Origin of the sequence: Methanococcus aeolicus Nankai-3, from assembly GCF_000017185.1 — an archaeon.
Lineage (GTDB): Archaea > AGJL01 > Methanococci > Methanococcales > Methanococcaceae > Methanofervidicoccus > Methanofervidicoccus aeolicus.
Map to the genome: position 1 here is coordinate 1 of NC_009635.1, position 25,118 is coordinate 25,118.

General features: G+C 29.2%; 22 protein-coding genes and 1 pseudogene. 17 read left to right on the forward strand and 6 right to left on the reverse strand.

Annotated features, from left to right (window positions below; all coding sequences use genetic code 11):
* The first annotated feature begins 195 nt into the window (after positions 1 to 195).
* The 4 genes from MAEO_RS00005 to MAEO_RS00020 all read left to right on the forward strand — a co-directional run bounded on the left by MAEO_RS00005 (position 196) and on the right by MAEO_RS00020 (position 3,977).
* Positions 196 to 1,440, forward strand: coding sequence for an oligosaccharide repeat unit polymerase family protein (locus tag MAEO_RS00005; RefSeq protein WP_011972726.1), 1,245 nt, complete (start codon positions 196 to 198; stop codon positions 1,438 to 1,440).
* Positions 1,441 to 1,475: 35 nt separating this feature from the next.
* A complete protein-coding gene (locus MAEO_RS00010) occupies positions 1,476 to 2,579 on the forward strand; it encodes a DUF373 family protein (protein ID WP_011972727.1) in 1,104 nt (367 codons plus the stop codon).
* A 92-nt stretch (positions 2,580 to 2,671) separates the two neighbouring features.
* Positions 2,672 to 3,625 carry a magnesium/cobalt transporter CorA gene (gene corA / locus MAEO_RS00015; RefSeq protein WP_011972728.1) on the forward strand — a complete coding sequence of 318 codons (954 nt, stop codon included), beginning with the start codon at positions 2,672 to 2,674 and terminating at the stop codon, positions 3,623 to 3,625.
* Between the two features lie 79 nt (positions 3,626 to 3,704).
* Positions 3,705 to 3,977 (forward strand): signal recognition particle subunit SRP19/SEC65 family protein, encoded by a 273-nt coding sequence (locus MAEO_RS00020; protein WP_011972729.1) that lies wholly within the window; start codon positions 3,705 to 3,707, stop codon positions 3,975 to 3,977.
* Positions 3,978 to 4,295: 318 nt separating this feature from the next.
* On the opposite strand, the gene pfkC is transcribed toward MAEO_RS00020, so the two are convergent.
* From pfkC to MAEO_RS00035, 3 genes are all read right to left on the reverse strand, one after another.
* A complete protein-coding gene (gene pfkC / locus MAEO_RS00025) occupies positions 4,296 to 5,723 on the reverse strand; it encodes an ADP-specific phosphofructokinase (RefSeq protein ID WP_011972730.1) in 1,428 nt (475 codons plus the stop codon).
* 86 nt (positions 5,724 to 5,809) lie between these two features.
* Positions 5,810 to 7,114: a glucose-6-phosphate isomerase gene (gene pgi, locus MAEO_RS00030; RefSeq protein ID WP_011972731.1), complete on the reverse strand. Its 1,305-nt coding sequence runs from the start codon at positions 7,112 to 7,114 to the stop codon at positions 5,810 to 5,812.
* Positions 7,115 to 7,230: 116 nt separating this feature from the next.
* Positions 7,231 to 8,811: a glycogen/starch synthase gene (locus tag MAEO_RS00035; protein ID WP_011972732.1), complete on the reverse strand. Its 1,581-nt coding sequence runs from the start codon at positions 8,809 to 8,811 to the stop codon at positions 7,231 to 7,233.
* Between the two features lie 359 nt (positions 8,812 to 9,170).
* On the opposite strand from MAEO_RS00035, the gene MAEO_RS00040 reads away from it, so the two are divergent.
* From MAEO_RS00040 to rplJ, 6 genes and pseudogenes are all read left to right on the forward strand, one after another.
* Positions 9,171 to 10,343: a glycosyltransferase family 4 protein gene (locus tag MAEO_RS00040; protein WP_011972733.1), complete on the forward strand. Its 1,173-nt coding sequence runs from the start codon at positions 9,171 to 9,173 to the stop codon at positions 10,341 to 10,343.
* A 39-nt stretch (positions 10,344 to 10,382) separates the two neighbouring features.
* Complete coding sequence (locus tag MAEO_RS00045; protein ID WP_011972734.1) at positions 10,383 to 10,601, forward strand: winged helix-turn-helix domain-containing protein; 219 nt, start codon at positions 10,383 to 10,385, stop codon at positions 10,599 to 10,601.
* A 204-nt stretch (positions 10,602 to 10,805) separates the two neighbouring features.
* Positions 10,806 to 12,689, forward strand: coding sequence for a glycoside hydrolase family 15 protein (locus tag MAEO_RS00050; protein ID WP_011972735.1), 1,884 nt, complete (start codon positions 10,806 to 10,808; stop codon positions 12,687 to 12,689).
* A 77-nt stretch (positions 12,690 to 12,766) separates the two neighbouring features.
* Positions 12,767 to 14,077 (forward strand): annotated as a pseudogene (locus tag MAEO_RS00055) (glycoside hydrolase family 57 protein); the annotation flags it as partial.
* Between the two features lie 443 nt (positions 14,078 to 14,520).
* Positions 14,521 to 15,204, forward strand: a complete 684-nt coding sequence (gene engB / locus MAEO_RS00060) for a GTP-binding protein EngB (protein WP_011972737.1) — start codon at positions 14,521 to 14,523, stop codon at positions 15,202 to 15,204.
* A gap of 381 nt (positions 15,205 to 15,585) precedes the next feature.
* On the forward strand, positions 15,586 to 16,107 hold the full coding sequence (gene rplJ / locus MAEO_RS00065) for a 50S ribosomal protein L16 (protein WP_011972738.1): 522 nt from the start codon (positions 15,586 to 15,588) through the stop codon (positions 16,105 to 16,107).
* An 89-nt stretch (positions 16,108 to 16,196) separates the two neighbouring features.
* Here the strand turns inward: rplJ and MAEO_RS00070 are convergent, their stop codons facing one another.
* From MAEO_RS00070 to MAEO_RS00080, 3 genes are all read right to left on the reverse strand, one after another.
* Positions 16,197 to 17,474: a UbiD family decarboxylase gene (locus MAEO_RS00070; RefSeq protein ID WP_011972739.1), complete on the reverse strand. Its 1,278-nt coding sequence runs from the start codon at positions 17,472 to 17,474 to the stop codon at positions 16,197 to 16,199.
* 98 nt (positions 17,475 to 17,572) lie between these two features.
* Positions 17,573 to 18,211 carry a cobalt-precorrin-8 methylmutase gene (locus MAEO_RS00075; protein WP_011972740.1) on the reverse strand — a complete coding sequence of 213 codons (639 nt, stop codon included), beginning with the start codon at positions 18,209 to 18,211 and terminating at the stop codon, positions 17,573 to 17,575.
* 131 nt (positions 18,212 to 18,342) lie between these two features.
* On the reverse strand, positions 18,343 to 19,161 hold the full coding sequence (locus MAEO_RS00080; protein WP_011972741.1) for a DUF63 family protein: 819 nt from the start codon (positions 19,159 to 19,161) through the stop codon (positions 18,343 to 18,345).
* A 259-nt stretch (positions 19,162 to 19,420) separates the two neighbouring features.
* On the opposite strand from MAEO_RS00080, the gene MAEO_RS00085 reads away from it, so the two are divergent.
* From MAEO_RS00085 to MAEO_RS00115, 7 genes are all read left to right on the forward strand, one after another.
* Entirely contained in the window at positions 19,421 to 19,747 is a 327-nt protein-coding gene (locus MAEO_RS00085; RefSeq protein ID WP_011972742.1) for a DUF190 domain-containing protein, read from the forward strand.
* A gap of 50 nt (positions 19,748 to 19,797) precedes the next feature.
* Positions 19,798 to 20,844, forward strand: coding sequence for a DNA double-strand break repair nuclease NurA (locus MAEO_RS00090; RefSeq protein WP_011972743.1), 1,047 nt, complete (start codon positions 19,798 to 19,800; stop codon positions 20,842 to 20,844).
* A 160-nt stretch (positions 20,845 to 21,004) separates the two neighbouring features.
* A complete protein-coding gene (locus MAEO_RS00095) occupies positions 21,005 to 21,694 on the forward strand; it encodes a helix-turn-helix domain-containing protein (RefSeq protein ID WP_048062337.1) in 690 nt (229 codons plus the stop codon).
* 101 nt (positions 21,695 to 21,795) lie between these two features.
* A complete protein-coding gene (locus MAEO_RS00100; RefSeq protein WP_011972745.1) occupies positions 21,796 to 22,842 on the forward strand; it encodes a hydroxymethylglutaryl-CoA synthase in 1,047 nt (348 codons plus the stop codon).
* 102 nt (positions 22,843 to 22,944) lie between these two features.
* Entirely contained in the window at positions 22,945 to 24,129 is a 1,185-nt protein-coding gene (locus MAEO_RS00105) for a thiolase domain-containing protein (RefSeq protein ID WP_011972746.1), read from the forward strand.
* A 188-nt stretch (positions 24,130 to 24,317) separates the two neighbouring features.
* Positions 24,318 to 24,509 (forward strand): CooT family nickel-binding protein, encoded by a 192-nt coding sequence (locus MAEO_RS00110; protein WP_011972747.1) that lies wholly within the window; start codon positions 24,318 to 24,320, stop codon positions 24,507 to 24,509.
* 42 nt (positions 24,510 to 24,551) lie between these two features.
* Complete coding sequence (locus MAEO_RS00115) at positions 24,552 to 24,944, forward strand: Zn-ribbon domain-containing OB-fold protein (protein WP_011972748.1); 393 nt, start codon at positions 24,552 to 24,554, stop codon at positions 24,942 to 24,944.
* The last annotated feature ends 174 nt before the right edge of the window (positions 24,945 to 25,118 follow it).

Below are 25,118 nucleotides of genomic sequence, written 5' to 3' on the forward strand. Positions count from 1 at the left end.
ATAATCAAATATATGGCATACTAAGAACTTTTTGCAATATTATAGAACAAATTAAATAAATATCCCTTTGGGATTTTTATTTTTATAATATAATGATTTTGTTTTAATAAATCTTTGATTTATCATAATTATGAAGGAATTTGACTTTTTGAACACACTATAAAAAACATAAAAATAATATTTAACCGTGATTACATGATTTCAACATTTAAAGAAATATTGGCTAAAAAAAATATAAAATATGATAATCCCGTAATTGTTATTTTATTAGGTTATTTGGCAATATTTGTCCTTGCCATACCTTATTATTATAAGTTTAATTTATTTTCTCTATTAAATATATTTTTAGTTATTTTTTTACTTATTCTTTCCTTTGCCCTGCCATTTTTGTTAAATGTGGATATAGAGGGAAATAATAAAATCTCTAATTTTTATAGACTTTACGGGTTATTATTATTTATTATTATATTTTATGGCGTATTTGTTGTTATGAATTCCATTTTATTTGCCGTTTTATGCTCACTGTTTGTTATTGGAATATCAAATTTATATGTTAAATATAAACTATACGATAACGGACAGGATATAAAAAATAAACAACATGAAAAATATTGTAAATTCAAGGAATTGCTATTTAAAAATATGGATAATATAATATTTGCCATTGGAATTATGTCATTTATGGCGTTGGTGATTATTCATAATGCTATACCGTTGTTTAATTATCCTGTTAGGATGAGTTTATCTGCGGACCCACTTAGATTAATATCTACGGGAGCTCTGGTATATGGAGGTATTAATAATATATTTTATTTTATAATTGCCTTTATTTTACTAATATTATTGGGCTATAAAATGGGCGTATTAATCGTTTTTATAGCTTTTTTAGTATATAGATATCAAACAAAAAAAATAAAAATAAAATATATATTGTTGTCAATCATAGGATTAATTGGATTATTGGCTTTAATGTCAAAAGCAATACTATATACATCAAATCAAAATTGGAATATTGGTGTATTTGGCATATTATCATATAGGGCCTATTTTGATATAATGGTGCTGGAAAAAATAATAAATTATCCATATATGTTGCTGGGGGCAATCTCTTTAAATCCTATTGGGGAAGGACTTATTGCAACCACTTTATTGGGGTATTCAAATCCACATAATATTACTTCAACAATGTTTGGACCCATATTATTGGATTTCGGATTATGGGGAGGATTATTATTTGCATTTTTATTGGGTCTAGCAAGTAAATTAATATATGGGGGAGATAGAAAACTATATGCAATATATGCATCAATATTATTATCTATGTGTGAAGTTGGTATTAATTATGGTTTTTTAATTATTGTGTTTGTAATGTTATATGTGAATTCTAAATTATCGATACTAAAAAATAAAAATAGAAATAAAAATAAAAATAGAACATAAGGAGCTCCACCATAAACACCATATAATGTGATATTATGGATTTTGAAAATAATAATGTTAATGATAATATTGAAGTTAAAAAACTTGAAAAGAATATAAAATATATCGTTCTTGTTGTTGATATGGATGACGATATTGGAAGAAAAGCCAATATTAAAACCCCGATATTAGGCAGATGTGACTGTATAGATGGAGCAATAAAATTAGGATTGGCTGACCCGGGGGATACAGATACAAACTCCATATTGGGGGGCGTAAAATTATATGATGAGTTAAAAAAAGAAGGAAAAGATGTTGAAATTATAGTTATAGCAGGACATAAAAATGTAGAATCAGAAGAATGTGCATTAAAAATAAAAGAACAATTGGATTTTTTAAATTATCTTTATGACCCAAATTTTATATATATAGTTTCAGATGGGAAAGAAGATGAATTAGTTTTAAATTATTTGAGAAATAATAATATTTTTGTATGGAAAAAAAGAATAGTTATAAAACAAAATGAATCATTAGAATCAACATATTATCTGGTTCAGGAATTCCTACATAAAACTATGTCCCAGTATGTTCCATTAATATTCACAGTAATAGGGTTTGTATTGGTAATGGGAGCTCTCTTAGAGGGATTAGGGTGGAGAATAATAGCAGGGTTAGCTGGACTATATATTCTTTTAGAGGGTTCCGGATTAACTAAATCCATCAGAAAATCATTTAAAGAAGGTAAAGAAAGCATTGAGTTTGGAAAAATTACTCCAATAGGTAATATATTAAGTGTGATTATTATAATAATTGGAATATTATATTCATATAAGGTATCCAGTGGTTTAGAATATATAACAGCACTTGGAACTTTTTTATATACGATTGCCAATCCATTAACTTTGGGGATATTAATATACATTGTAATTAGGTTTATCGATGAGGTATTATATTCGGAAAAGGATTTAATAACTTTATTCAAAGGACTATTCTTTAAAATATTGTTAATATTTATGTCAAGAGAATTATTGCTGTTATTTTCCGGATTTCTGTATGGGGATATTTCATTTATAATAATAAGTGTGTATGTTGCAATATATATTTCCATAATAGTTTTGCTATCAGCAGTATTATTTTCCATACGACATAGTAAAAAATAATGATAATAATTGATTATTAATTTAATTAAACAAATGGATATATGATATTTATATTTTGTTATATCATATATTAATTTATATTATGGGATATTATGCTAAAAATCATAGGATATGATGGAGAAGAAATAGAAACAATGGGCCCTGAGGAGATTAACAATGAGAACTACAATGTTATATGGGTGGATTGCTATGATCCATCTGATGAGGAGCTCCTACAATTGTCTAAAAATATTGGGATAGAAATAGAGGAATTAAAAGCAGGGCTCGATGAGTTGGAAGTTCCAAGGGTTGAAGAAGAGGACGACTATTATTTAATAGTTTATAAAGCTCCGCTATTTGAAGAAGACATTACAACAACATCTTTTGGGATATTTATAAAGGATAATATTATATTAACTATTCATATTGATAAAATAAACTCCCTTGGTAAGATATACAGCCTTTTAAAGACTAAAAAACCCAAAACTTTTTTAGACCGTGGAAAAGGATTTTTTTTATATTCCCTATTAAATCAAATAACAATTAGTTATTCAAGAATTATGTTAAATTTAGATGATGAATTGGATAGGTTGGAAGAAGTTTTATTAAAGCATCAAGACCAAAATATAACTACTGAAATACTTCAACTTAGGAAAACCTTGGTATATTTCCATAAGGCATTGGTATCAAATAAAGATGTTCTTTCTATCTTAAAAAGAAAATATCTTCCAATAACTACCCAAGATGATAGGGAGCATATTGAGGATTTATATTATGATACATTGCAGTTGATAGACATGGAGACCACATACAGGGAGCTCCTTGTTTCTACTATGGATATGGGCATATCTCTTGAAAATATAAGAATGAATCAAAAAATGAAAATATTAACTATGATTACGGCATTATTTGCCCTGCCAGTGTGGATAACTGGTATTTATGGTATGAATTTTAAATATATGCCTTTGTTAAATAATCCATATGGTTTTTGGGTTATATTTGGTATTACAATAATGTCTATTATGTTGGTGTTGTATGTATTTTCAATTGAAAAATGGATAAAATAATAAAAATCATACAGTAGTATAATACAGTAATATAACAATAAAGAATACAGAAAATACACATAAATATGGTGGTGAGATTATGAAGGAAATAATAATTTGGTCGGCTTATTTGGATGCTGAAAAAAGTAGAAAAGAAGGAAGAAAAATACCAAAAGAATTATGTGTAAATAATCCAAAAATAAAAGATATATATAATTCATTGAGAAAACTTGGATACAATGCAGAGATTGTGAAAAATAAATGCCATCCAAAAGAATGGTGGGAAATTGTGGGATATATTAAAGTTAAAGTAAATGATGATATTCCTAAATTGGAAATTCTTAAAAAGATATGTGAGAATTTGAAAAAATAAAAAAATAAAAATGCAAATCGAAGATTTGCTTTTATATCTTTTTGTGGTTATATTATAGTAAGTTCAAAAACTGTCCCTTTATTGTTCCAAATAATTAAGTGCGATAAGACGAATTAATATAATATAATCTTATTTACAAAATATGGGGTGAAACAGTTCGAAGATTGACTATATAGTATGGGAGCTCCCAATTATAGCATGTTCAAAAAGTGTATTCTTTAAATGTCCAAAAATACAATGAGCTCCCTTCCATAAATTATAAAGAATATTTATTGTATGTCATATTTTTGTGTAAAAAGTTCCTGAACATACCATATATTATTTTTTATTAGCTTCTTTTAATAATGAAACATAACCAACAAATGCACCAGAGGATATAGTATCACCCAATCCAACAGTAGATTTTGGAACATCTACTAATCTTGATGGTGTTGCCACAATTTTATAGTTTTTATATTTTTCTTCTTTTTGTAGGTTATCCACTATTGATTTAAATAATTCATTATATTTATTGTGGGGGACAGTTAATCCCTTCAACAGGTCTGAAACTTTTGATATTTCTCCTAATTTTGCCTTTGTAGCTGCAAGTATTGTGGCCAATTCAAGAATTTTTTTAAGTTGTTTTGTAGTTAATGGATTATCCTTTTTACACATTACCAGAATATAATATAGGGTATGAACTTGCAGGAGCTCCAAGTTAGGATATGTTTCCATTATAATTTTCGATGCTTCTACCACATCTTCCATTTTACTATCTTTTATTATTTTTTGCCCTAATTCTTCATATCCCATAGTGCTAATTAAATTGCCAACTTCTGTTTCATCCATACCCAAACAGTCCATTTTTGGAAGTATTCTATTAATTATATTTTTTCTGAGATTTATATTTTGAATAGATGCAAATTCCAAATGAATTTTTATTTTTTTATTTTTTTGCCGTAATAAATCCAAATCCTCCTCAGCCTTTGTGAAATAATATTCGTATGTCTTTCCATCGCTGTATTTTTCTTTTATGCCCTGATATCCTGAAAATATGGCACAATCAATTTGTTCTCCTATTTCTGGAAGTTTTTCTTTTAAATCTTCTTTTATTTCTAATCTTAATTTATCTGGTCTTGACGCTACAATAAATCTATTTGCAATAGGTGTAATTATGTGTTTGTCGCCCAATTTAAATTCTATTCCTTCTTTATATTCAAATATCCTATTTATTTTTAAAGGGTCATTTTCTTTATAAGATTCTATTGGTTTTTTTAACACTAAATTGCCATCTACAACGGAAGGATATACTAAATTATCATTATCTACAAACATTTCCGCCTGTTTCTTTGATAAAATTGGAGAATAAGCTATAACTTTTTTTGTCCTTAAAATTGATAAAAGATTTGCTATAATTCCAACCTGCCCTCCCATTCTTTCTTCATCATATTTAAAATTGTCAAACCATTTATTTAAATTTTCATCATCTAAAAGAGGAACCTCTGCTGGTTTTCCATTGGCCATGGCATGAATTAACCTAGCAATATAATCGATAGGATTACAGATTTTTCTAGGATATTCATTATATTTTTCAATTATATCGTCCTCCCCATATCGTTCTATGAGATTTTGAATTTCTTTTCCACTCGTATAATATTTTATGGCATCAACATTTACATTATATGCCAAAAAAATACTTATATTTGAAAAATCCAAATAATCCATGCATTCCCTATATTCTTTATATTCATTACAACTTGTATCCATAATTGCACCACCAAAAAAACAGCAAATATTGATTATATCAATGCGGAATATACAAAAATACTAAAAATACATATTTAAAGGATATTTTATATTTCAATGCAATATTTTTTAGTAGGTTTGGACTCTTTTATTTCATCAACTGGACATTCCTCCAATAATTTCCGCGTAATTATTTTACCTCCTTCAACTGCTGGCTGGTTAAAAGCATTAATTTCAAGGAGCTCCCCCATGAATGCCGTCTGCATCTCATATAAATATATTAATTTTCCAATAGTATATTCATTTAATTCATCTATATTGATACTAATATTTGGAATTTTATTATTAGTTAGTGAAATTTCAGTTCCTTTTTGCTCACTGTGTATTAGCGTTGATAAAGTCCGATTGTTTAGATAGTTGGAGCTCCGTATTTTTAAATCATATTTGAATTTATGCACGGTTATAAATGTAATAATTATATTTTTTAATCCATCCATATATAATTGAAGCTGAGAATGCTGGTCTTTTGCACCAAGGGATATAACGGGAGTTTGTCCAATCCCATTTTTACCTATACTTTCGGCCCATAATTGCCTATACCATAGTCCAAATTTATGCAATCTCTCAATATATGGCATAAGCACAGAAATAGTTTTTCCCTTATTGTAGGCAATATAATGTATTGTGGCGTTCATTAATGCAGGATTTTTAAAAATATCTTTATTCCTACATAATTTGTCCATTTCCTTTGCCCCTTCGATTAGTGCTTCAATATCTATATCCATACAGCATAGTGGGGCTAGTCCCACAGCAGAAAATACAGAAAATCTTCCTCCAACATTTTCGGGCATTCTATAAAATTTATATCCTTCCCTATCTGCAATATTTTTTAATTCGCCAGTATTTGCAACTACCACAATATTTTTTTTATAATCCTTTGTTATGCCTTTCAATTTTTCTTCAATTATCAAAAAATTTGCAAGAGTTTCAGCAGTATTTCCAGATTTGCTTATGGCAAATACCAATGTTTTTTTTAAATTAATAATATTTAAAATCTCAAAAGTTTTTTCTGGGTCAGAATTATCCAAAAAATATACCTTTTTATCATTAAGGTCATTGTAGTGTATTCCTTTTACTCCTTCATATATTGCCTGAGTTCCCAATATTGAACCCCCCATTCCAATAACTACTATATTGTCAAAATCTTTTGAATATTCTTTTAGTTCATAATATATCAATATATCATCATAAATAATCTTCATAAATCCTAATTCATCATTTTTGCATTTTTGCATAACCTTGTCATATGCCGTATTTATTTTCTCTTTTATGTTCACAAAATCTAAGAGTGATATCCCCTCTTCATATATAATTTCATCCATGATATTTGTGTAATTTAATTCTATGTTCATTATTTCCCCTCTATTCTTAATTATATATCATTAATTATTTGATGTAAAAAGTTCTCGAACAGACCACATATAAAATCCTTTAAATTTTCATATCTATACACTATATAATTTATACCTCATATCTTGCCATATGTGTGGGTATAAATTGCACCTCCAAATAGTGCCTTATATTTATCTGCACTGTCATTATTTTGCCAACTCAAATTTTTAAATACATGATTATAACAATTTTTCATCATATTATTCAAAGGACTACCTTTTTCATATGGACTTTTAGGGCAATTGCCATGACTATACTCTAAAAACATGCATACTTCTTCAATACGATAATATGTCCAATTTAAGGCATGTCCAATAGCCCACATTAATCCTACTTTATCGTAATTTTTAAACAAAATTCCAGTAGCTTCATGAAAATTGGGGTTATTTAATATGTCTGGATTTAATGAAATTATGGAGTCTTTTAATCCCCCCACCTCTCTTGCGATTACTGGTGTGCAGTGTGCCATGGATTCCATTTGAACTAATCCACATGGCTCCCATAATGAAGGTGTAATTGTCCAATCGCTACTAGCATATATGATCGAAGATAATGGCATGCAGTGTCCAATTAGTGCCATGACATTTCCATTATATGATTCGGCAAAATCAGCCAAATTTTTCTCTATTCGTTCATCTCCTTTCGCAAGTATTACTAATTGGATATCATGTTCCTCAAATAATTCGGAAAATGCTTCAATTGTTATATCGAATCCTTTCTGATGAGTTGCTCTACCAACAATTCCAAATAATGGAACATTTCGCTCTTTTTGTTTGTTATTTAATTCCCCATATATTTCAACATCTGTTCCAGATATTAACTGTTTATCCATTCCATTCCATGCTTCAACATATTTGGATATCCCCCTATCTGCCAACCATGCATATTTTATTTTAGGTTTGATAATATTTGCATCTTCTGCCCCATAATCGCAGGTGAAAGCATATTTTTTTGGATCCAATTTATTGTTGCATAATGTATTCATCCTATTTAATATGGTCGTTGAATTAAATGTTTCAAAATCAATACCATTTATAATTCCATGATATGGCTTAATTTTACTTTGATTGTGTATATAATCTATTAATTTTATTTCTTCGGCATGTGTTGGGCTCACGGTATTAAATGCATCACTAAAATAAATACCCAATTCCAAAAATGGCATGACTAATCCTTTATATTCTATAATTGGCCCTTTAAATGCTTCATTGTGAATGGTCATGGTCGTAGGTAGATTGAGTTTTTCATGACATTTTGCTATTGCAAGACCACATGCCCAGTCATGTCCTGAAACACAATCCACAGGATATTTACCCAAATATGACACAACCAAATCTGCAAATATATCATATTTCAAAGGGTCCCAAGTGTCAAGTGCATTGAAATCTTTGTTGCTAAATACCACCATATCAATATTTGTAGTTGGGTGTTTTGTGATTATAACATCAAATTCAAAATCAATCCCCTTATATTTGGTCTTTAATTTGTCTGTTTTTGCATGTGGTAAATTAGAGATTTTACCATTGTGGTCTGGCGTTATAATAATAACATCATTTCCATTTCTTTTCAAAAACTTTGGCAAATCTCTCATTACATCTCCTAATCCACCGATAGAAGTTAATGGTGCTATGGTAGGCGTTAATATGGCTAACTTCATAATATCCTCCACATAATGACATATATAATAACCATAATTATAATACTATTAATTATAATATTTTGTATTGATGGTATATATAATATATACATTTATAAATAGTAATATAATACAGTATGGCCATAGATATAGCATATTCAAAAAGTCAAATTCTCGGGTAAAGTTCCTGAACATATTATAATATAAATTTTATATCAATAAGCCAATTGGAGGCATATATTATAGGATAATTAATCTTTTTGGATTTATCAGAACAAACTTTTCGAACACATCAAGACTATATACTATCTATAAATATGTGGTGTGAAATATATAATGGCATATAAAATTATAGAATAGATTGAGAGAAAGGGGAGATTATGAAAATAGCCATGATAACTTGGGAATACCCTCCAATAATGGTTGGAGGATTGTCGGTTCATTGTAGAGGTCTTGCTGAAGCACTTGTTAGGGCAGGGCATGAGGTAGATATAATAACTGCGGCATATGATTTACCCGAATATGAAAATATGAATGGCGTAAATATTTACCGTGTAAATCCTATTAAACATTCTAATTTCTTAGATTGGTCATTATTCTCGGCAAATTTAATGATAAAAAAACTTGGAATGTTGGGAGCTCCTAACTACGATATAATCCACTGCCATGATTGGATGACCTATTTTGTAGGAACTGGTGTAAAACATCTATTAAATAAACCATATGTTCAATCCATTCATAGCACAGAATATGGGCGATGCGGGGGTATCCATTCCGAGGATTCAAATGCAATAAATGAAATAGAGTGGTTAAGCACATATGAGTCAAATGCCGTAATAACAGTTAGCAATTCTATGAAACGGGAATTATGTTCTATGTTTAATGTCCCCCATGATAAAGTAAATGTAATATATAATGGAATAGACCCCGAAGAATTTGATATACCAATGGGAGAACATGAAAAAAACGAATTTAGAAAGAGTTTTGGCGTTCAACCTCATGAAAAAATGGTATTATTTGTGGGGAGATTGGTATATCAAAAAGGAGTAGAATATTTAATCAGGGCATTTCCAAAAATATTGGAGCAACATCCTGATTCAAAACTTGTCATAGCTGGTGCAGGTGATATGAGAGGTTATTTAGAAGAATTGGCGTGGAATATGGGGTATGGAGATAAAGTAGTATTTTTAGGGTTTATTGATGGTATGACATTGAAACTACTATACAAATCTACCGATGTGGCAGTCATACCTTCGATTTATGAGCCATTTGGAATTGTGGCACTTGAAGCTATGGCAGGGGGAGCTCCTGTTGTGGTAAGTGATGTAGGGGGGCTAAGTGAAATTATTCAACATGAATATAATGGTGTTAGAGTATATATTAAAAATCCAGATTCCATTGCATGGGGCGTAAATAGAATTTTATCTGATGAAGGATTTAGAAACTGGATTGTAAATAATGCTAAACATGATGTATATACAAAATATAGCTGGGACGCCATAGCTCAAAATACTATAAATGTATATAATGAATCCATTTTAAAACATAAATAATATTACAACTAAATGAATATTTTATCTAGGTGGTGGCATATGGATAATATAGTGAATAAAATAGGAGAAATAGCCGGGGAAATATATCATATATTAAAAGAAGGCGAAAAAAATATGAGTGGATTAAAAAAACCACTTAAAGAAAAAGGATATACTGATAGCCTTATTACAATGGCAATAGGATGGCTTGCAAGAGAAAATAAAATTGACATATATAAACAGGAAAGACAAACCATTGTAAAATTAATAGAAAAATAAGCAATAATTTGTTATTCTTGATTATAATTAAAATTACTGCCAATTGAGGAATTGTCGTAATAATGTATAACATAAAAAGATAATCCATAGTTATTTATGGTAAATCTTTGGTCTTTTTCAGGCGATATACAATATATTATTATATAGTTTATAAAATTTATTGTATCTATATTTATTTTTTTATTTAATGTATGTTGGTGTAATATGGTAGGAATTATAGGAAATAGCAAAGTTCTGGCTAAATTGGATGATATGGGCTCAATTGAATATGCCTTCTTTCCCCATTTAGGTTTTGAAAAACATATATTTGATTCTGCATTTGCTATTTTATATGATGGCGAATTAAAATGGCATTGGGATTACTCGTGGGATATTGACCAACGGTATTTAGATGATACAAATATTTTAAAAACTACCTATTCCAATAAACATTTTTTTGTGAGCTCTGAAGATTTCGTTTCAATAGCACATAATTTATTAGTTAAAAATATAACCATACACAACAATTCAAACCAAAAAAAGAAATTAAAATTATTTTTCTATGAAAATATTAGGATGGGAGAAAATCCACAAAAAAACACTGTAAAATTTTTAAAAACAAATAACTGTTTAATAAAATCCGATAAAAAATATATGTTCGGTATTGGGGGCGGTAAAAAGATATCTTCATACCAGTGTGGTGTTAGGGCATCAGAAAGTAGTGCATATAAAGATATTGAAAACGGACTTTTAAAGGAACAAATTACTGCTACTGGGGATATTACAGACAGTGCTTTGTGCTGGGATATTGAACTAGGACCCAATCAAAAAAGCAATATTCCGATATATATTATAATGGAAGAATATGATGATTATCATAGTAATATGATTGATGTTGTGAATAATCTAAACCAGATTTCAAATAATATCGACAATATATATAAATTAACATATAATTACTGGATAGATGCAGTTAAAAGTTTTTCAAATTTAAATATATCAAATAATTTAAATATCAATAAAAAACAGTGGAAAAATTATGTGGATATATGTAAAAGAGTTATTTTAACAATATTGTTATTAAAAAATTACGATGGTGGAATAATAGCTTCACCCTCAATTTATCCCGATTATAGGTATGTATGGAATAGGGATGCAAGTTATGTATCAATTGCTATGGATTTATATGGTATACCCAGAGTATCTGAAAAATTTTTTGAATGGTGCAAAAAAGCTCAAAACGAAGATGGCTCTTGGGTTCAAAATTATTTCATAGATGGAAAACCCCGTTTAACAGCAATGCAAAATGACCAAGTAGGCACTACAATATATGCCCTCCTTATACACTATAAAATTACAAAAGATAAATCATATTTGAAAAGATATTGGAACATGGTCAAAAAAGCGGGGGATTATATGACCAATGTTATAGTTTCGTCTTCTTCTTGCTATGATTTGTGGGAAGAAACCGTAGGTATATTTTCATATACTCTCGGAGCCCTATATGGCGGTTTAAAATCTGCTATAAAAATAGCCGAAATTTTAAATACAAATGATTTCGAAAGCATCGAAAAATGGGATAATGCCGTGAAATTAATTGAAGATAATATGTATAAGTTTTATTCGGAGAAGGAAAACAGATTTTTAAAATCTATAAATCCGATAGATAAAACAATTGATGCCAGTATTTTGGGGCTGAGTTTTCCATATAATTTAATTCCCGCAGATGACCCACGAATGATTAGCACAGCTGAACAAATTGAGTCAGCATTTAATTACAAAGTTGGAGGTATTGGGCGGTATCCAGAAGATGTTTATTTTGGGGGCAATCCTTGGATAATTACTACAATATGGTTGTATTTATATTATGTTCAATTAATTGAAGTATTATCTTCTAAAAATGCACCATCGGAAGTAATTGAAAAATATAAAAATAAATGCGATAAACTGTTAAAATGGTCATTGAAATATCAATTTAATGGATTATTCCCAGAGCAAATTCATAAAGATATGGGAGCTCCCATATCAGCAATTCCTTTGGGCTGGTCTCATGCCATGGTATTAATAGCATTACATAATGATGCTATTTCAAAATTACAAATCGAATAAGCAATATAAAAGCCAATATAAAATATAAAATATAAAATATAAAATAATAAATATAAAATATAATAGCGGGGGATATTATGCTAATTTCATTTAATTTTGAGGTCCATCAACCTCATAGATTGAATAAATATATTAAAAATGGGATTAATATTGACAAAATTAAAAATACTAACAATAACAACCATAATTTATGGGATAGATATATTGATGTGCCATTAAATAAAGAAGTATTTAATAAAGTTGCAAATAAATGCTATATTCCTACAAATCGAATTATGCTTGATTTAATAGATAAACATGATATTAAAATAGCATACAGCATAACGGGGGTATTTTTAGAACAGGCAATGGAATTTAATGATGAGGTGCTGGACTTATTTAAAGACCTTGTGAAAACTGGCAATGTTGAATTAATTGGGGAAACATACCACCATTCATTATCGTCTTTGTTTGAAACTCATGATGAATTTAAAGAAGACATATTAAGACATAAAAAGCTTATAAAGGACTTATTTAATTATAAAACAGAGGTATTTAGAAATACTGAATTAATATATCATAATAGCATAGCTAAAACTGTAAAGGACATAGGAGGATTTAAAGGTATATTTACAGAGGGCGCAGATAGATTGCTTGATTGGAGGTCTCCAAATTATGTATATGATTCACTTTGTGGTTTAAATGTTCTTTTAAGGAATTATCAATTAAGTGATGATGTTGGTTTTAGATTTTCGTGTTGTGGTTGGGAAGATTATCCATTATACGCCGATAAATATGCAAAATGGCTTGCAAATACTCCTGGAGACTGTATAAATATTTATGTGGATTATGAAACATTTGGAGAACATCAATGGAAAGAAACAGGGATTTTTGAATTTTTGAAGGAGCTCCCCAATGAAATTGAAAAATACTCCCATCTTGAATATGCAAAACCTACTGAAATATTGGATAAATGTAGGCCAAAGGGGGAAATTGATGTATTTGAGTTTTCTGCATTATCTTGGGCAGATACTGAACGAGATATTAGTGCATGGCTTGGCAACAGATTACAAAAGACATCATTTGATAAATTAAAATCCATTAGAGAACCTCTGGGAAGATATATTCAAACCAATAATAAAAATAGTAAAAATAATAACTCCAATACAACAGATACGGCAACACTCGATAACGATTTATATGACGAAATTATGGAATATAGAATTTATAAAAATCTTCAAACAAGTGATAACTTTTATTATCAATGTACAAAAGGATTCAATGATATGGATGTCCATGCTTATTTCAGTCATTTCGAAACTCCTTATGATGCATTTGTGGCTTATATGGATATAGTATATGATTTTAAAACTCACCTAACAATTTCTCAGATTTTGGAAATATATAAAGAAAAATTAAATCGATTAAATAATGAGCTAAATGAATTAAAAGAATTAAATAAAAAAGAAAACGAAGATACCTCAGAATTAAATAATATCATAAATGATTTAAAAGATAAGATTAAAAACATGGAGCTCCAATTAAACTTAAAAGATGAAAATATTCAAAAGTTAAAAGAGGAAGGTGTAAATTTAGTCAATAAATTAAAACAATACGAAAAAGAAATAATCTCAAAAACTGAGAATGTAAAAAAAGAAATAATGAATTTAAAAAAAGAGCACGAGCAAGAAATTAAAAAAAAAGAAAATAAACTAGGAAATAACTCATATAATATAAGAAATAATGATATACAAAAAGATAACAATAAAAATAATAAAAATAATAAAAATAATAGCAATAATAAGAATAATAAGAATAGTGATTTTATTATAGGCTCTTAATCGGGGAAATTATGAACGAAGAAACAAATAATGAATTTAAAAAAAACCTTGAAAAATTTAAAAAAATGGCAAAACGAGGAAAAGAAACTAAGATGGACAAAAAACCACAAATAATTGTGGTTGGTCGTTCCAATGTTGGAAAATCTACGCTAGTAAGACTTATCACAAAAAAAGATGTGAGAGTTGGAAAAAAACCAGGAGTTACTTTAAAAATAAATAAATATGATGTTGGAAACTTTATTCTTGTGGATTTGCCTGGTTTTGGATTTATGACTGGACTTGAAGAAAAAGTTCAAAATAAAATAAAAAAAGAAATTGTTCAATATATTGAAGATAATAAAGACCAAATTGTGGGCTCCATAATATTAATTGACGTCAAAGCATTTCCGGGCATTGTAGAAAGATGGGATAGTAAAGACGAAATACCGATTGATATAGAAATGTTTGAGTTTTTGGAAGAATTGGAGTTAAATCCATCAATATTTATAAATAAAATGGACAAAATAAAAAAGAACGACCAAGACAAAACACTTGATAAAATTGTAGCAATATTTGGTTGTCCTGCTCCGTGGAGACAGTGGATTAATGATATAATCACAATAGGAATTTTGAAAGAAGGAATCGGACTAAATGAAGTAATGGTCAAAATAAATAAAAATGTCAATGAATACAATCGGGTAAAAAATAAAAAATAAAAAAATAAAATAAAATTTTCGAGTATGTCGATAGGAGCTCCATAAAAAACTTTATATATTATATTACATTATATGGGATAAGCAACTTATAATATTTCATATTATAATTTTAAGAAATAACATTTTATATTTTTTGGAAATGTCTGTCGACTATTGCTATAATTATTGGATATGTTTTAAAAATATATTTGGGACATATAGTAATAGCGAATATTTTAATATTTAGCCATAGTCAATCTTCGGACTGTTTCACTCATAAGAGTAAAAATAAAACTGTATTATGTGTGTAGTATCCCACATTAAATTAATTGTTTAGAACAGTAAAAAGAGACAGTTTTGAAGATTAACTATAAAACACGATTTACTAAGAGAGGAGAAATTATGGCACTAAGACCAAGTAAATGTTATAGAGAAATTAATAAACCAGCATACACAAGAAAAAAATATATTAGGGCTGTTCCACAACCAAAAGTTGTTCATTATGTTAATGGAAACAAAGGTGGAGATTTCCCTGTGGAAGTTCATTTAGTTGTTAAAGATGATATTCAAATAAGACATAATGCATTGGAATCAGCAAGGATTGTAGGAAATAAATACACTCAAAATAAATGCGGTAGATTGGGATACAAATTCCAAATAAGAGTATATCCTCACCAAGTATTGAGGGAAAATAAAATGGCATCAGGAGCTGGTGCAGATAGGATTTCCGATGGAATGAGATTATCATTCGGAAAAGCTGTTGGAACAGCTGCAAGAGTTAGAAAAGGGCAAAAAATTATTACAATTTCAACAACTCCTGAAAATGTAATACACGCAAAAGAAGCTTTAAGAAGATGCAACATGAAAATGCCTGTAAAATGTAAAATAGTAATTGGAAAGGGAGCAGAATTAGTAAAAAATTAAATTAATTTCTTTTTTTATTTTTATTATATTTTATTTTTGTTATATTTTTTTTTAAAAATAATATTTAATGGTATATTATATTAATTATATTATTTTATATCTGGTATTTCTGCCCTAATGTATTCTTCTTTATTTCCTTTTCTTAAACTTATGGTGGCATCTATTCCCATTTTTGCCGTTAATTTATTTTTATGGTCTCCTGATGGGTCTAATGAAGAACCTTTTGTATCACTTATAATTACCACATCTTTATCGGCCTGAACTCGTGTAGCTATGGCAAATTCTACATCACTGGGGTTGTGTATGTTTATGTCATCATCAACAATCACAACATGTTTTAAACTTGGATGTGATGCAAGTGCCGCAAGTATGGCATTTTTACCATCTCCTTCGGTTTTCTTTTCGATAGATACAACGGCATGAAGCCAACAACATCCTCCTTCTGTTAGTGAAACCTGTTTAACTGATGGAACTGTGTTTCTAATTCCTTTATACATTCGTGGCTCTTGTGGCAATCCCATTAAAATTTTATGTTCTATTCCCCCTGGGAGAAGGGCATGGAATATTGGTTCTTTTTTTCTTTTTAAAGCTGTTATTTCTATTACTGGTTGCTGTCTAATTGTATCGTATGTTCCAGTAATATCTACGAAAGGTCCTTCTTCTTCCATTTTATTTGTTATTTTTCCTTCGATAATAAATTCCCCTGCTGGAACTTCCAAATCAACAGTATCACATTTTATCAATTTTAAGGGAGCTCCCATTAGTGCAGAGGCATATTTTAATTCATTAAATGTAACATCTCCCGATGTAGAGGATGCCAACAATAGGGCAGGATGCACTCCTATTACTATTGCTACATCTACCTCTCCATCTTTGATATTTTTGTTGTATATGTAGTGTAAATGTCTTTGTTCAACCATTCTAATTATTAATTTGCCATCTTTTACTAAAATTCTGTGAATTGAGGAATTTATGCCATGGTCTTTATCTTTTACAATTACTATGCCTGAGGTTAAATAAGCCCCCGCATCTTTTTCATAGTAAGTAGGTATTGGGTATTGACTTATTTTGCTTACTTCATCAGATACATATTCTTTTTTTAATTCGTTATCAACAATTAATTCCCCATTTTTTTCATTATCTAGGGCATTTATCATATATTCTACTAAGTCGCTTACTTCGATACCTAAACTTTTTGCTATTATTTCCCTGTTGCATAAATTTCCTATTACTTCATATCCATTTACATCTTTTATATAAGTCGGAGCTCCATCATTTTCAGCCAATATTTTTGTAATTTCAAATTTTTTGTTGGCTTTTTCTACTACTTTTAAATTATCTATTGAGTTAATTAAATCTCTTATCATATTTTATACCTCTATATTTGTTATTATTTTATTTACTGCTGTCATATTTTATTTTTTATTAATTTTATTTTTTATTATTTTATCGAGGATTTTACAAATTAAACTCTTTCATTTTTACTAAGTGCAATAATTCCATTGGCAATTGATACTGCAACAGGAGTTCCTCCCTTTGCCCCTACTGTGCTTATTGATGGTATATTTGTATTTCTCAATTCTTCTTTTGATTCACTTGCCTTTACAAATCCAACGGGAGCTCCCACAACTAACTTTGGTTTTATGCCTTCTTCATTAATTAATCTTATAACTTCAAATAGTGCCGTTGGAGCATTGCCTATTACCACAACTCCACCATCAATATATTCTTTTGCCATTCTCATTGAAGCTACTGCCCTTGTTATTTGTTCTTCTTTTGCTATTTTATGGGTTTTTTCATGATTTATAAAATTATGAATATTGTTGTATCTAATCCCTGCTTCAACCATGCTAATATCTACTACAATCGGTTTATTGGAGGCAATTGCCTCAATTCCATTTTTTAATGGTTCATTTCTAAAATCCATAAGTTTTGCATATTCTTCATCTGCTGTTGCATGAACAACCCTTTCAATTATTCCCATCTCATTTACTGAATATTTATTTATTTTGTCGCCCAATATATTTTTTATCTTTTCTTTTACAATCAATCTTGACTTTTCGGCTATGTCCATTCCGTCTTTTGTAGAGGCTCCCATAAACATAAATTTCACCTAAATATTTTTTATTTTTACTATTATTTTACTGTTTTATTTTATCGCAATACTTTATTTATTTTTATTTTTATTTTTTTATTTATAGTCAATCTTCGAACTTCTTCGCGTAATATCTTCAATTAAACCCCCATAACTATTCTAAATAAATTTCTAAGTCCTGGTGCAAATCCTAATGCCATTATTGTTATTTTAATTATATTTCTTAAATTTTTATTATCTACCTCATGATTTAGCACATATAATACAGAAAATACCAAAGCTAATTTTAAAGGTATCATGCTGTAAGCTCCAAATGTATCCATAAAAAACCGAGGAATTGGATGCTGTTCCCAATAACCATGGGAGGCTATACCCACGGCCGTGGCTGATGCGTCTGTCAATTGTCCCAATATTGCATATTTATCTATTTTATCAAATTTCAATTTATTTTTTATATATTCTACATTATTTAATAGATATGATATTATGCCGTATATTATTGCAATTATTAACAATATCTGTAATAGCGTTCCGAAATATACAATATTTGTTAAAAATATGGCTCCAAAATACAGCATTGGTAAAACTGCCATAATTATTGAATATTTGTAGTATTTTTCTTTGAAAAAGTATCCTGTTAATATTATTGAAAATATGTAGTATATCCCTAAAACTACAACAATTCCGGGGGTAACCGTATAAAAGGTATGGGGCAAAACTCCTGCATCAGTCATTGACCTTAGTAGAGATATTAAAATTACATAAAATACCGTAGTTAGTGCAAATTTGCTGTCTATCTCTATTTTTAAGGATTTGCATGCCCTATAAAATATATAAACCATTACAAAAAGAAGTATCCCATAGGTAATTTCCTGAATAATGGTATATCCTGATTGATTATATATTGGATTAATATAATATTTATTAATAAATCCCGAAATATAAGCTGCAATATCCATTTACTCACCAGTTTTATTTTAATATATTTTAATATATTTAATTATAATTAATATAATTATCGTATTGTATTATCGTAATTATGGGGAGCTCCCAAACTACCATAATTACCCATAATTAATTATAATTAATTATAATTATATTATCATATACAACATAAATTGCTCTGAAAAATTTATATTATCGTAAAAATCGCTTTGCGATTTTGAGACGGTTTAGTGAAAAAGTCCGAAGATTGACCATATAAAAAAGAGGGACAATATGAGTGTAAATTTAAAAAATGCAAAAATGATTAGAATATATATAAAAGAACAAGACGAACATGCCCACATGAAATTATATAAATATATAGTGGAAAAACTTAAAGAATATAATATTTCTGGTGCCACAATATTTAAAGGAATAAATGGCTATGGGGAGAGGGGAACTGCAAATATTGATATAATAAGGTTATCCATGGATTTACCTGTTGTTATTGAATGTATCGACGAGATAGAAAAAATAGATAAAATATTGGGGGAATTGGTTGAGATAATAGGAGATAATGGATTAATTGCCGTTGTTGATGTGAATATAGTTTCCAAATAATAATAGGGCAATTAAAACAATCATATATAATTAAATAAGTGGGTGAAATTGTGGATTTTTCATATATATTAAATAAAAAAGCTAGAATACAGGAAAAAATAAATTCTATCAATAAAACTATGGATATTGGAGAATATTGGATACATGATAATTTTGAAAATTCTTCAAATTGCATATTTGCAGGGGGAGACGGCAGTTTTAATAAAATAGATTATATTGATTATTGTTTATATTCGGTTGGAACAATATCATATATAAATGAAACAGGGGGCAAAATAGAAGAATCAATAAAACAATGGGATATTGATATAATGTTGCCATATAAATATGTATCTAACAGATTACGGCTTTATATGATAAATATGGAGTTAAAAACCATATTGTGGAATTTTATAAATAAAGATATTGATTATTATTTATTTGATGGTTCTTTATATTCCTTATTAATTCAAACCCATACATACGGAGCTCCACGAAATTTAGAACAAAATTCCGATTTAACTTATTGTTATAATTCTCACAAAAAAGAATTAATGGAAAAAATATATGCCCAATTAAATAATAATGATTTATCTCCGATATATGATTATAATGAGGACGAAAAGATATTATTTGAGCAGTTGGAATATATTGTCCTATTGGTAGAGATTTTAAAAAATTATAAAAATAAAATAATAGGAATATCCAAAACTTCTAAAATGAGTATTTATTTTGAAAACTCAAATATGCCAGATATGGGGATTTTTTCAAAAGGAGTAAAAAAAACAGGATATTCTAAACCTATAAATCTTGTGGAAAAACAATTTAATGAGGGCATAAATTATACCATAAATAATTTTAAAAAATTGTATCCTTTGGAAAATTTATATTATGGATTTTTAAAATTGGACAATAATTCAGGATTAACAAATATTACTTCCTTTTGTAAGTTGGATAATGAAGTTTTTTCAAATTTAAAAGAAATATCGGTCTCTGGTTATCCATATGTGTTAAAAAAATCTCATGAAACCGTAAAAATTAGTAATAAATCTATGGAGCTCTGCGGTAAATTGTTGGGAATTAATAAAAAACGAGATAGGGATATTATACTTGATTGAATTATAATAAATATACTTCGTAATGTATTTTACTTCGGGAGTTTTACTTCGGGAGCTCCCAAACACATTAACAAACCATATAATTGTTATATCGTCATATGACGAATTAATATTCATTTTAAATCGAAACTTTTATATAATATATTTTTGTAGTATAATTATGGATAAAATAAAATTGCACATTATCGGAGATGTAGTATTATCTGATGATATTGGAAAAAGTATGAAGAAGTGGAGGGATATGTTTGGCATATCTCAAATAGATGTTTCGAGATACTTAGGGTTATCTCCATCTGTTATAAGTGATTATGAATCAGGACGGCGAAAAAACCCTGGTGTAGTTGTTATAAGAAGATATATTGAAACCCTAATCAATATAGACAGGGAAAAGGGCGGACACACTATAAAAGCACTTCAAAGAGTAATAAATCCTCCATCAATGAATGCTATTTTACAGATAAAAGAGTATGGAGCTCCCATATCAATAGAGGAATTTCTAAAAATAATTGATGGAAAAATAGTTCGAGACAATAAAAATAATAATTCCATTGAAACTAATATTTTTGGGCATACTGTTGTAGATAGTGTAAAGGCAATATTGGAAATGGATGGCCAAGATTTTATAAATCTTTATGGTTGGACAACGGAAAGAGCACTAATATTTACCAATGTTTCAACTGGTAGGAGTCCAATGGTGGCAATTAGGGTTAGTTCTATAAAACCACGAGTTGTGGTATTTCAAGGATATACTAAATTAGATACATTGGCTCTAAAAATAGCCGAAATTGAAGGTATTACGCTAATTACAACAGACCTTGAACTTGATGAATTATTAAAACGATTAAAATAGCATAATATCAAATATAATATATTAAATACAATAATATACAATAAAATAAGATATTTTTGTTTTTGTTTTTTGAATTATACAATTATATAAAAGGTGATTAAATGACAGTAGGTATTGTAGGCTATGGTAGTCATATTCCAAAATATAGAATTAAAGTAGAAGAAATAGCAGCCGTATGGGGGAAAAATCCAGAATCCATAAAAAACGGATTAATTGTAAATGAAAAAAGTCTTCCTGGTCCAGACGAGGATACGGCAACCATAGCAGTTGAATCAAGTAGGAGGGCTTTAAAAAGAGCAGGAATTGATGCAAAAGATATTGGGGCTGTTTATGTTGGTAGTGAAAGTCATCCATATGCCGTGAAACCTACTTCTTCAATAGTGGCGGAGGCAATAGGTGCTACGCCTGATTTAACAGCCGCAGATTTGGAATTCGCCTGTAAAGCTGGAACCGCAGGAATTCAAATGTGCATGGGGCTTGTAGGTAGTGGAATGATAGATTATGGTATGGCAGTTGGTGCAGATACAGCTCAGGGAGCTCCGGGTGATGCACTTGAATACACCGCAGCAGCAGGCGGTGCCTCATATATTATAGGAAATAAAAAACAAGAATTAATTGCAGAAATAAACAAAACATATTCATTTACCACAGATACGCCTGATTTTTGGAGAAGAGAGGGACAATCATATCCAAAACATGGCGGTAGATTTACAGGAGAACCGGCTTTCTTTAAGCATGTTATAAGTGCAGCAAAAGGTATGATGGAAAAAATGGATACTACGGCAAAAGACTACGATTATTGTGTATTCCACCAACCAAATGGAAAATTCTATATAAGGGCGGCAAAAATGTTAGGATTTAGCGAAGAACAATATAAATACGGACTTTTAACACCATATTTAGGAAATACCTATTCGGGAGCTGTTCCATTGGGATTATCTAATGTGTTGGACAATGCAAAGGACGGGGATAAAATATTTGTAGTATCTTATGGTAGTGGTTCTGGTAGTGATGCCTTTGATATGACTGTAAAGGATAGAATTGAAGAGGTAAAGGATAAAGCTCTTAAAACCATGGAAATACTTGGAAATAAAAAATATGTAAATTATTCGGTTTATTTAAAATACAGAGGAGGAATTAAACTTTAATTAAAGAAATTAGAAATATATCTTAATACAACAATATAATAATATAATAATCTAACATATAGGGATAGCAATATATAACAATATTAAAATTAAGGTGAAATAATGAGAGATGTGGCTATAATAGGATATGGACAAACGAAATTTGGAGAATTATGGGATAAATCTTTTAGAGATACAATTGTAGAGGCTGGAGCAAATGCAATAATAGATGCAAATATTGAGGGTGCCGACATTGATGCCATGTATATCGGAAATATGAGTGGAGGTTTGTTTGTAGGGCAGGAACATATATCTTCGCTTATTGCCGACTACACGGGATTTAATCCAATTCCATGCACCAGAGTAGAAGCCGCCTGTGCATCTGGAAGTTTAGCTATTAGAAGTGCATATTTATCTGTTGCTAGTGGTGCCCATGATGTGGTTTTAGCTGGAGGAGTAGAAAAAATGACAGATGTTGAAGATGCTACTTCGGCAATAGCTACGGCAGCCGACCAAGAATGGGAATCATTTTTTGGGGCAACATTTCCATCATTATATGCCATGATGGCAAAAAGATATATGTATGAATTTGGAATGACAATTGACGAATTATCTATGTGGAGCGTTATAGCTCATGACAACGCATCAAAAAACCCTTATGCACAATTTCAATTTAAAACTACGCTGGAAAAAGTTTTAAATGCTTCGCCTGTGGCTGACCCCCTTACACTTATGCACTGCTCTCCTGTTTCAGATGGGGGTGCGGCACTTATTATTTGTGATGCAGATAAAGCAGAAGAATATGCACCAAAAGATGAAATAATGTATATTAGGGCTTCAACACAGGCATCAGATACAATAGCACTACACAGTAGAAAAAGTATGACTACACTTAATGCTGCAAAAGTTGCATCAGAACAGGCATATAAATTAGCTGGTGTAGATGCAAATAAAATAGATGTTGCAGAGGTTCATGACTGTTTTGCAATAAATGGGCTCATATTATTGGAGGATTTAGGTTTCTGTAAAAAAGGAGAGGCTAAAACAGTAATTGGTCAAGAAGAAAAAATAAGAATTGATTATGATAATTTTGTAACTGTAAATCCAAGTGGTGGTTTAAAGGCAGCAGGACATGCTTTGGGAGCTACTGGAATAAGACAGGTGGGAGAAATATATTGGCAGTTAAAACAGGATAAAAATTGTAAAAATAGGCAAGTGCAAATAAATAATGGATATGGAATTACGGCAAATGTTGGGGGAACTGGTGGAACGGTATGCACCCATATTATTTCAGATAAAAGGAAATAAACTAAGAATGATAAATCATATTATAAATTATATGGGGAAATAATAAAGAAAAGAGTATATAGTCAATCTTCGGTCTTTTTCAGGCGACATACAATAAACTCAAATTATTAGGCCATTAAAATTAGATTAATAAATAATTTAGGACAGATAAGGACGGTTATTGAACTTACTATATGTTAGGTGTAATTATGTGTAATATTAATCTTTATTTAAACGATAAAATTGTAATGGAAGATATAATGTCCATTGAAAAAAAGCCCGATGCAGTAAATACACTTGTAGCAATTGATTTATTTGGGGATAAAAAAGAATTTGAAAATTCTGAAATAATTAAAGTGGATTTAAACGAAAATAAAATAATAATACGAGAAATAAAATAATATGGAATAAATGGATAAATAAAAAAATAAGTAGGTGATATGATGGTAGTAAGAACTTGGAGGCATTTTGACGAAAGATATAATTTAATAGGCACAAAATGTAAAACCTGTGGAACTGTTTATTTTCCTGCAAGAAATGTATGTGCAAATTGTAGGAGAAAAGGGGAAATAGAACCATATAAATTAAGCGGAAAAGGTAAAATATATACATATTCTTTAATATCTGCTCCACCAAAAGAGTTTGAATTGGGAGCTCCCTATGTTATAGGTATTATTGAGTTGGAAGAAGGGGCAAAAATAACTGCACAAATCGATGACGAAATTGAAAATATAGAAATTGGCATGCCTGTTGAAGCTACATTCAGAAGAATAAGCGAAGAGGGAAAAGATGGAGTTATAAAATACGGATATAAATTTAAACCTGTTGGAAAATAATATAAATAAATTATTATTCTATTTTTTTTAGTATATATAAAAATGGTAAAAGTTCTTGGACCTAATAAAATAGAGCACAATACAAAAAACTTTGAAAAAACACACAATATATTATATAGATTATATGCATTATATGTGTGTATAATATTTTTTATTAAATTTTAAGGTGTTAAG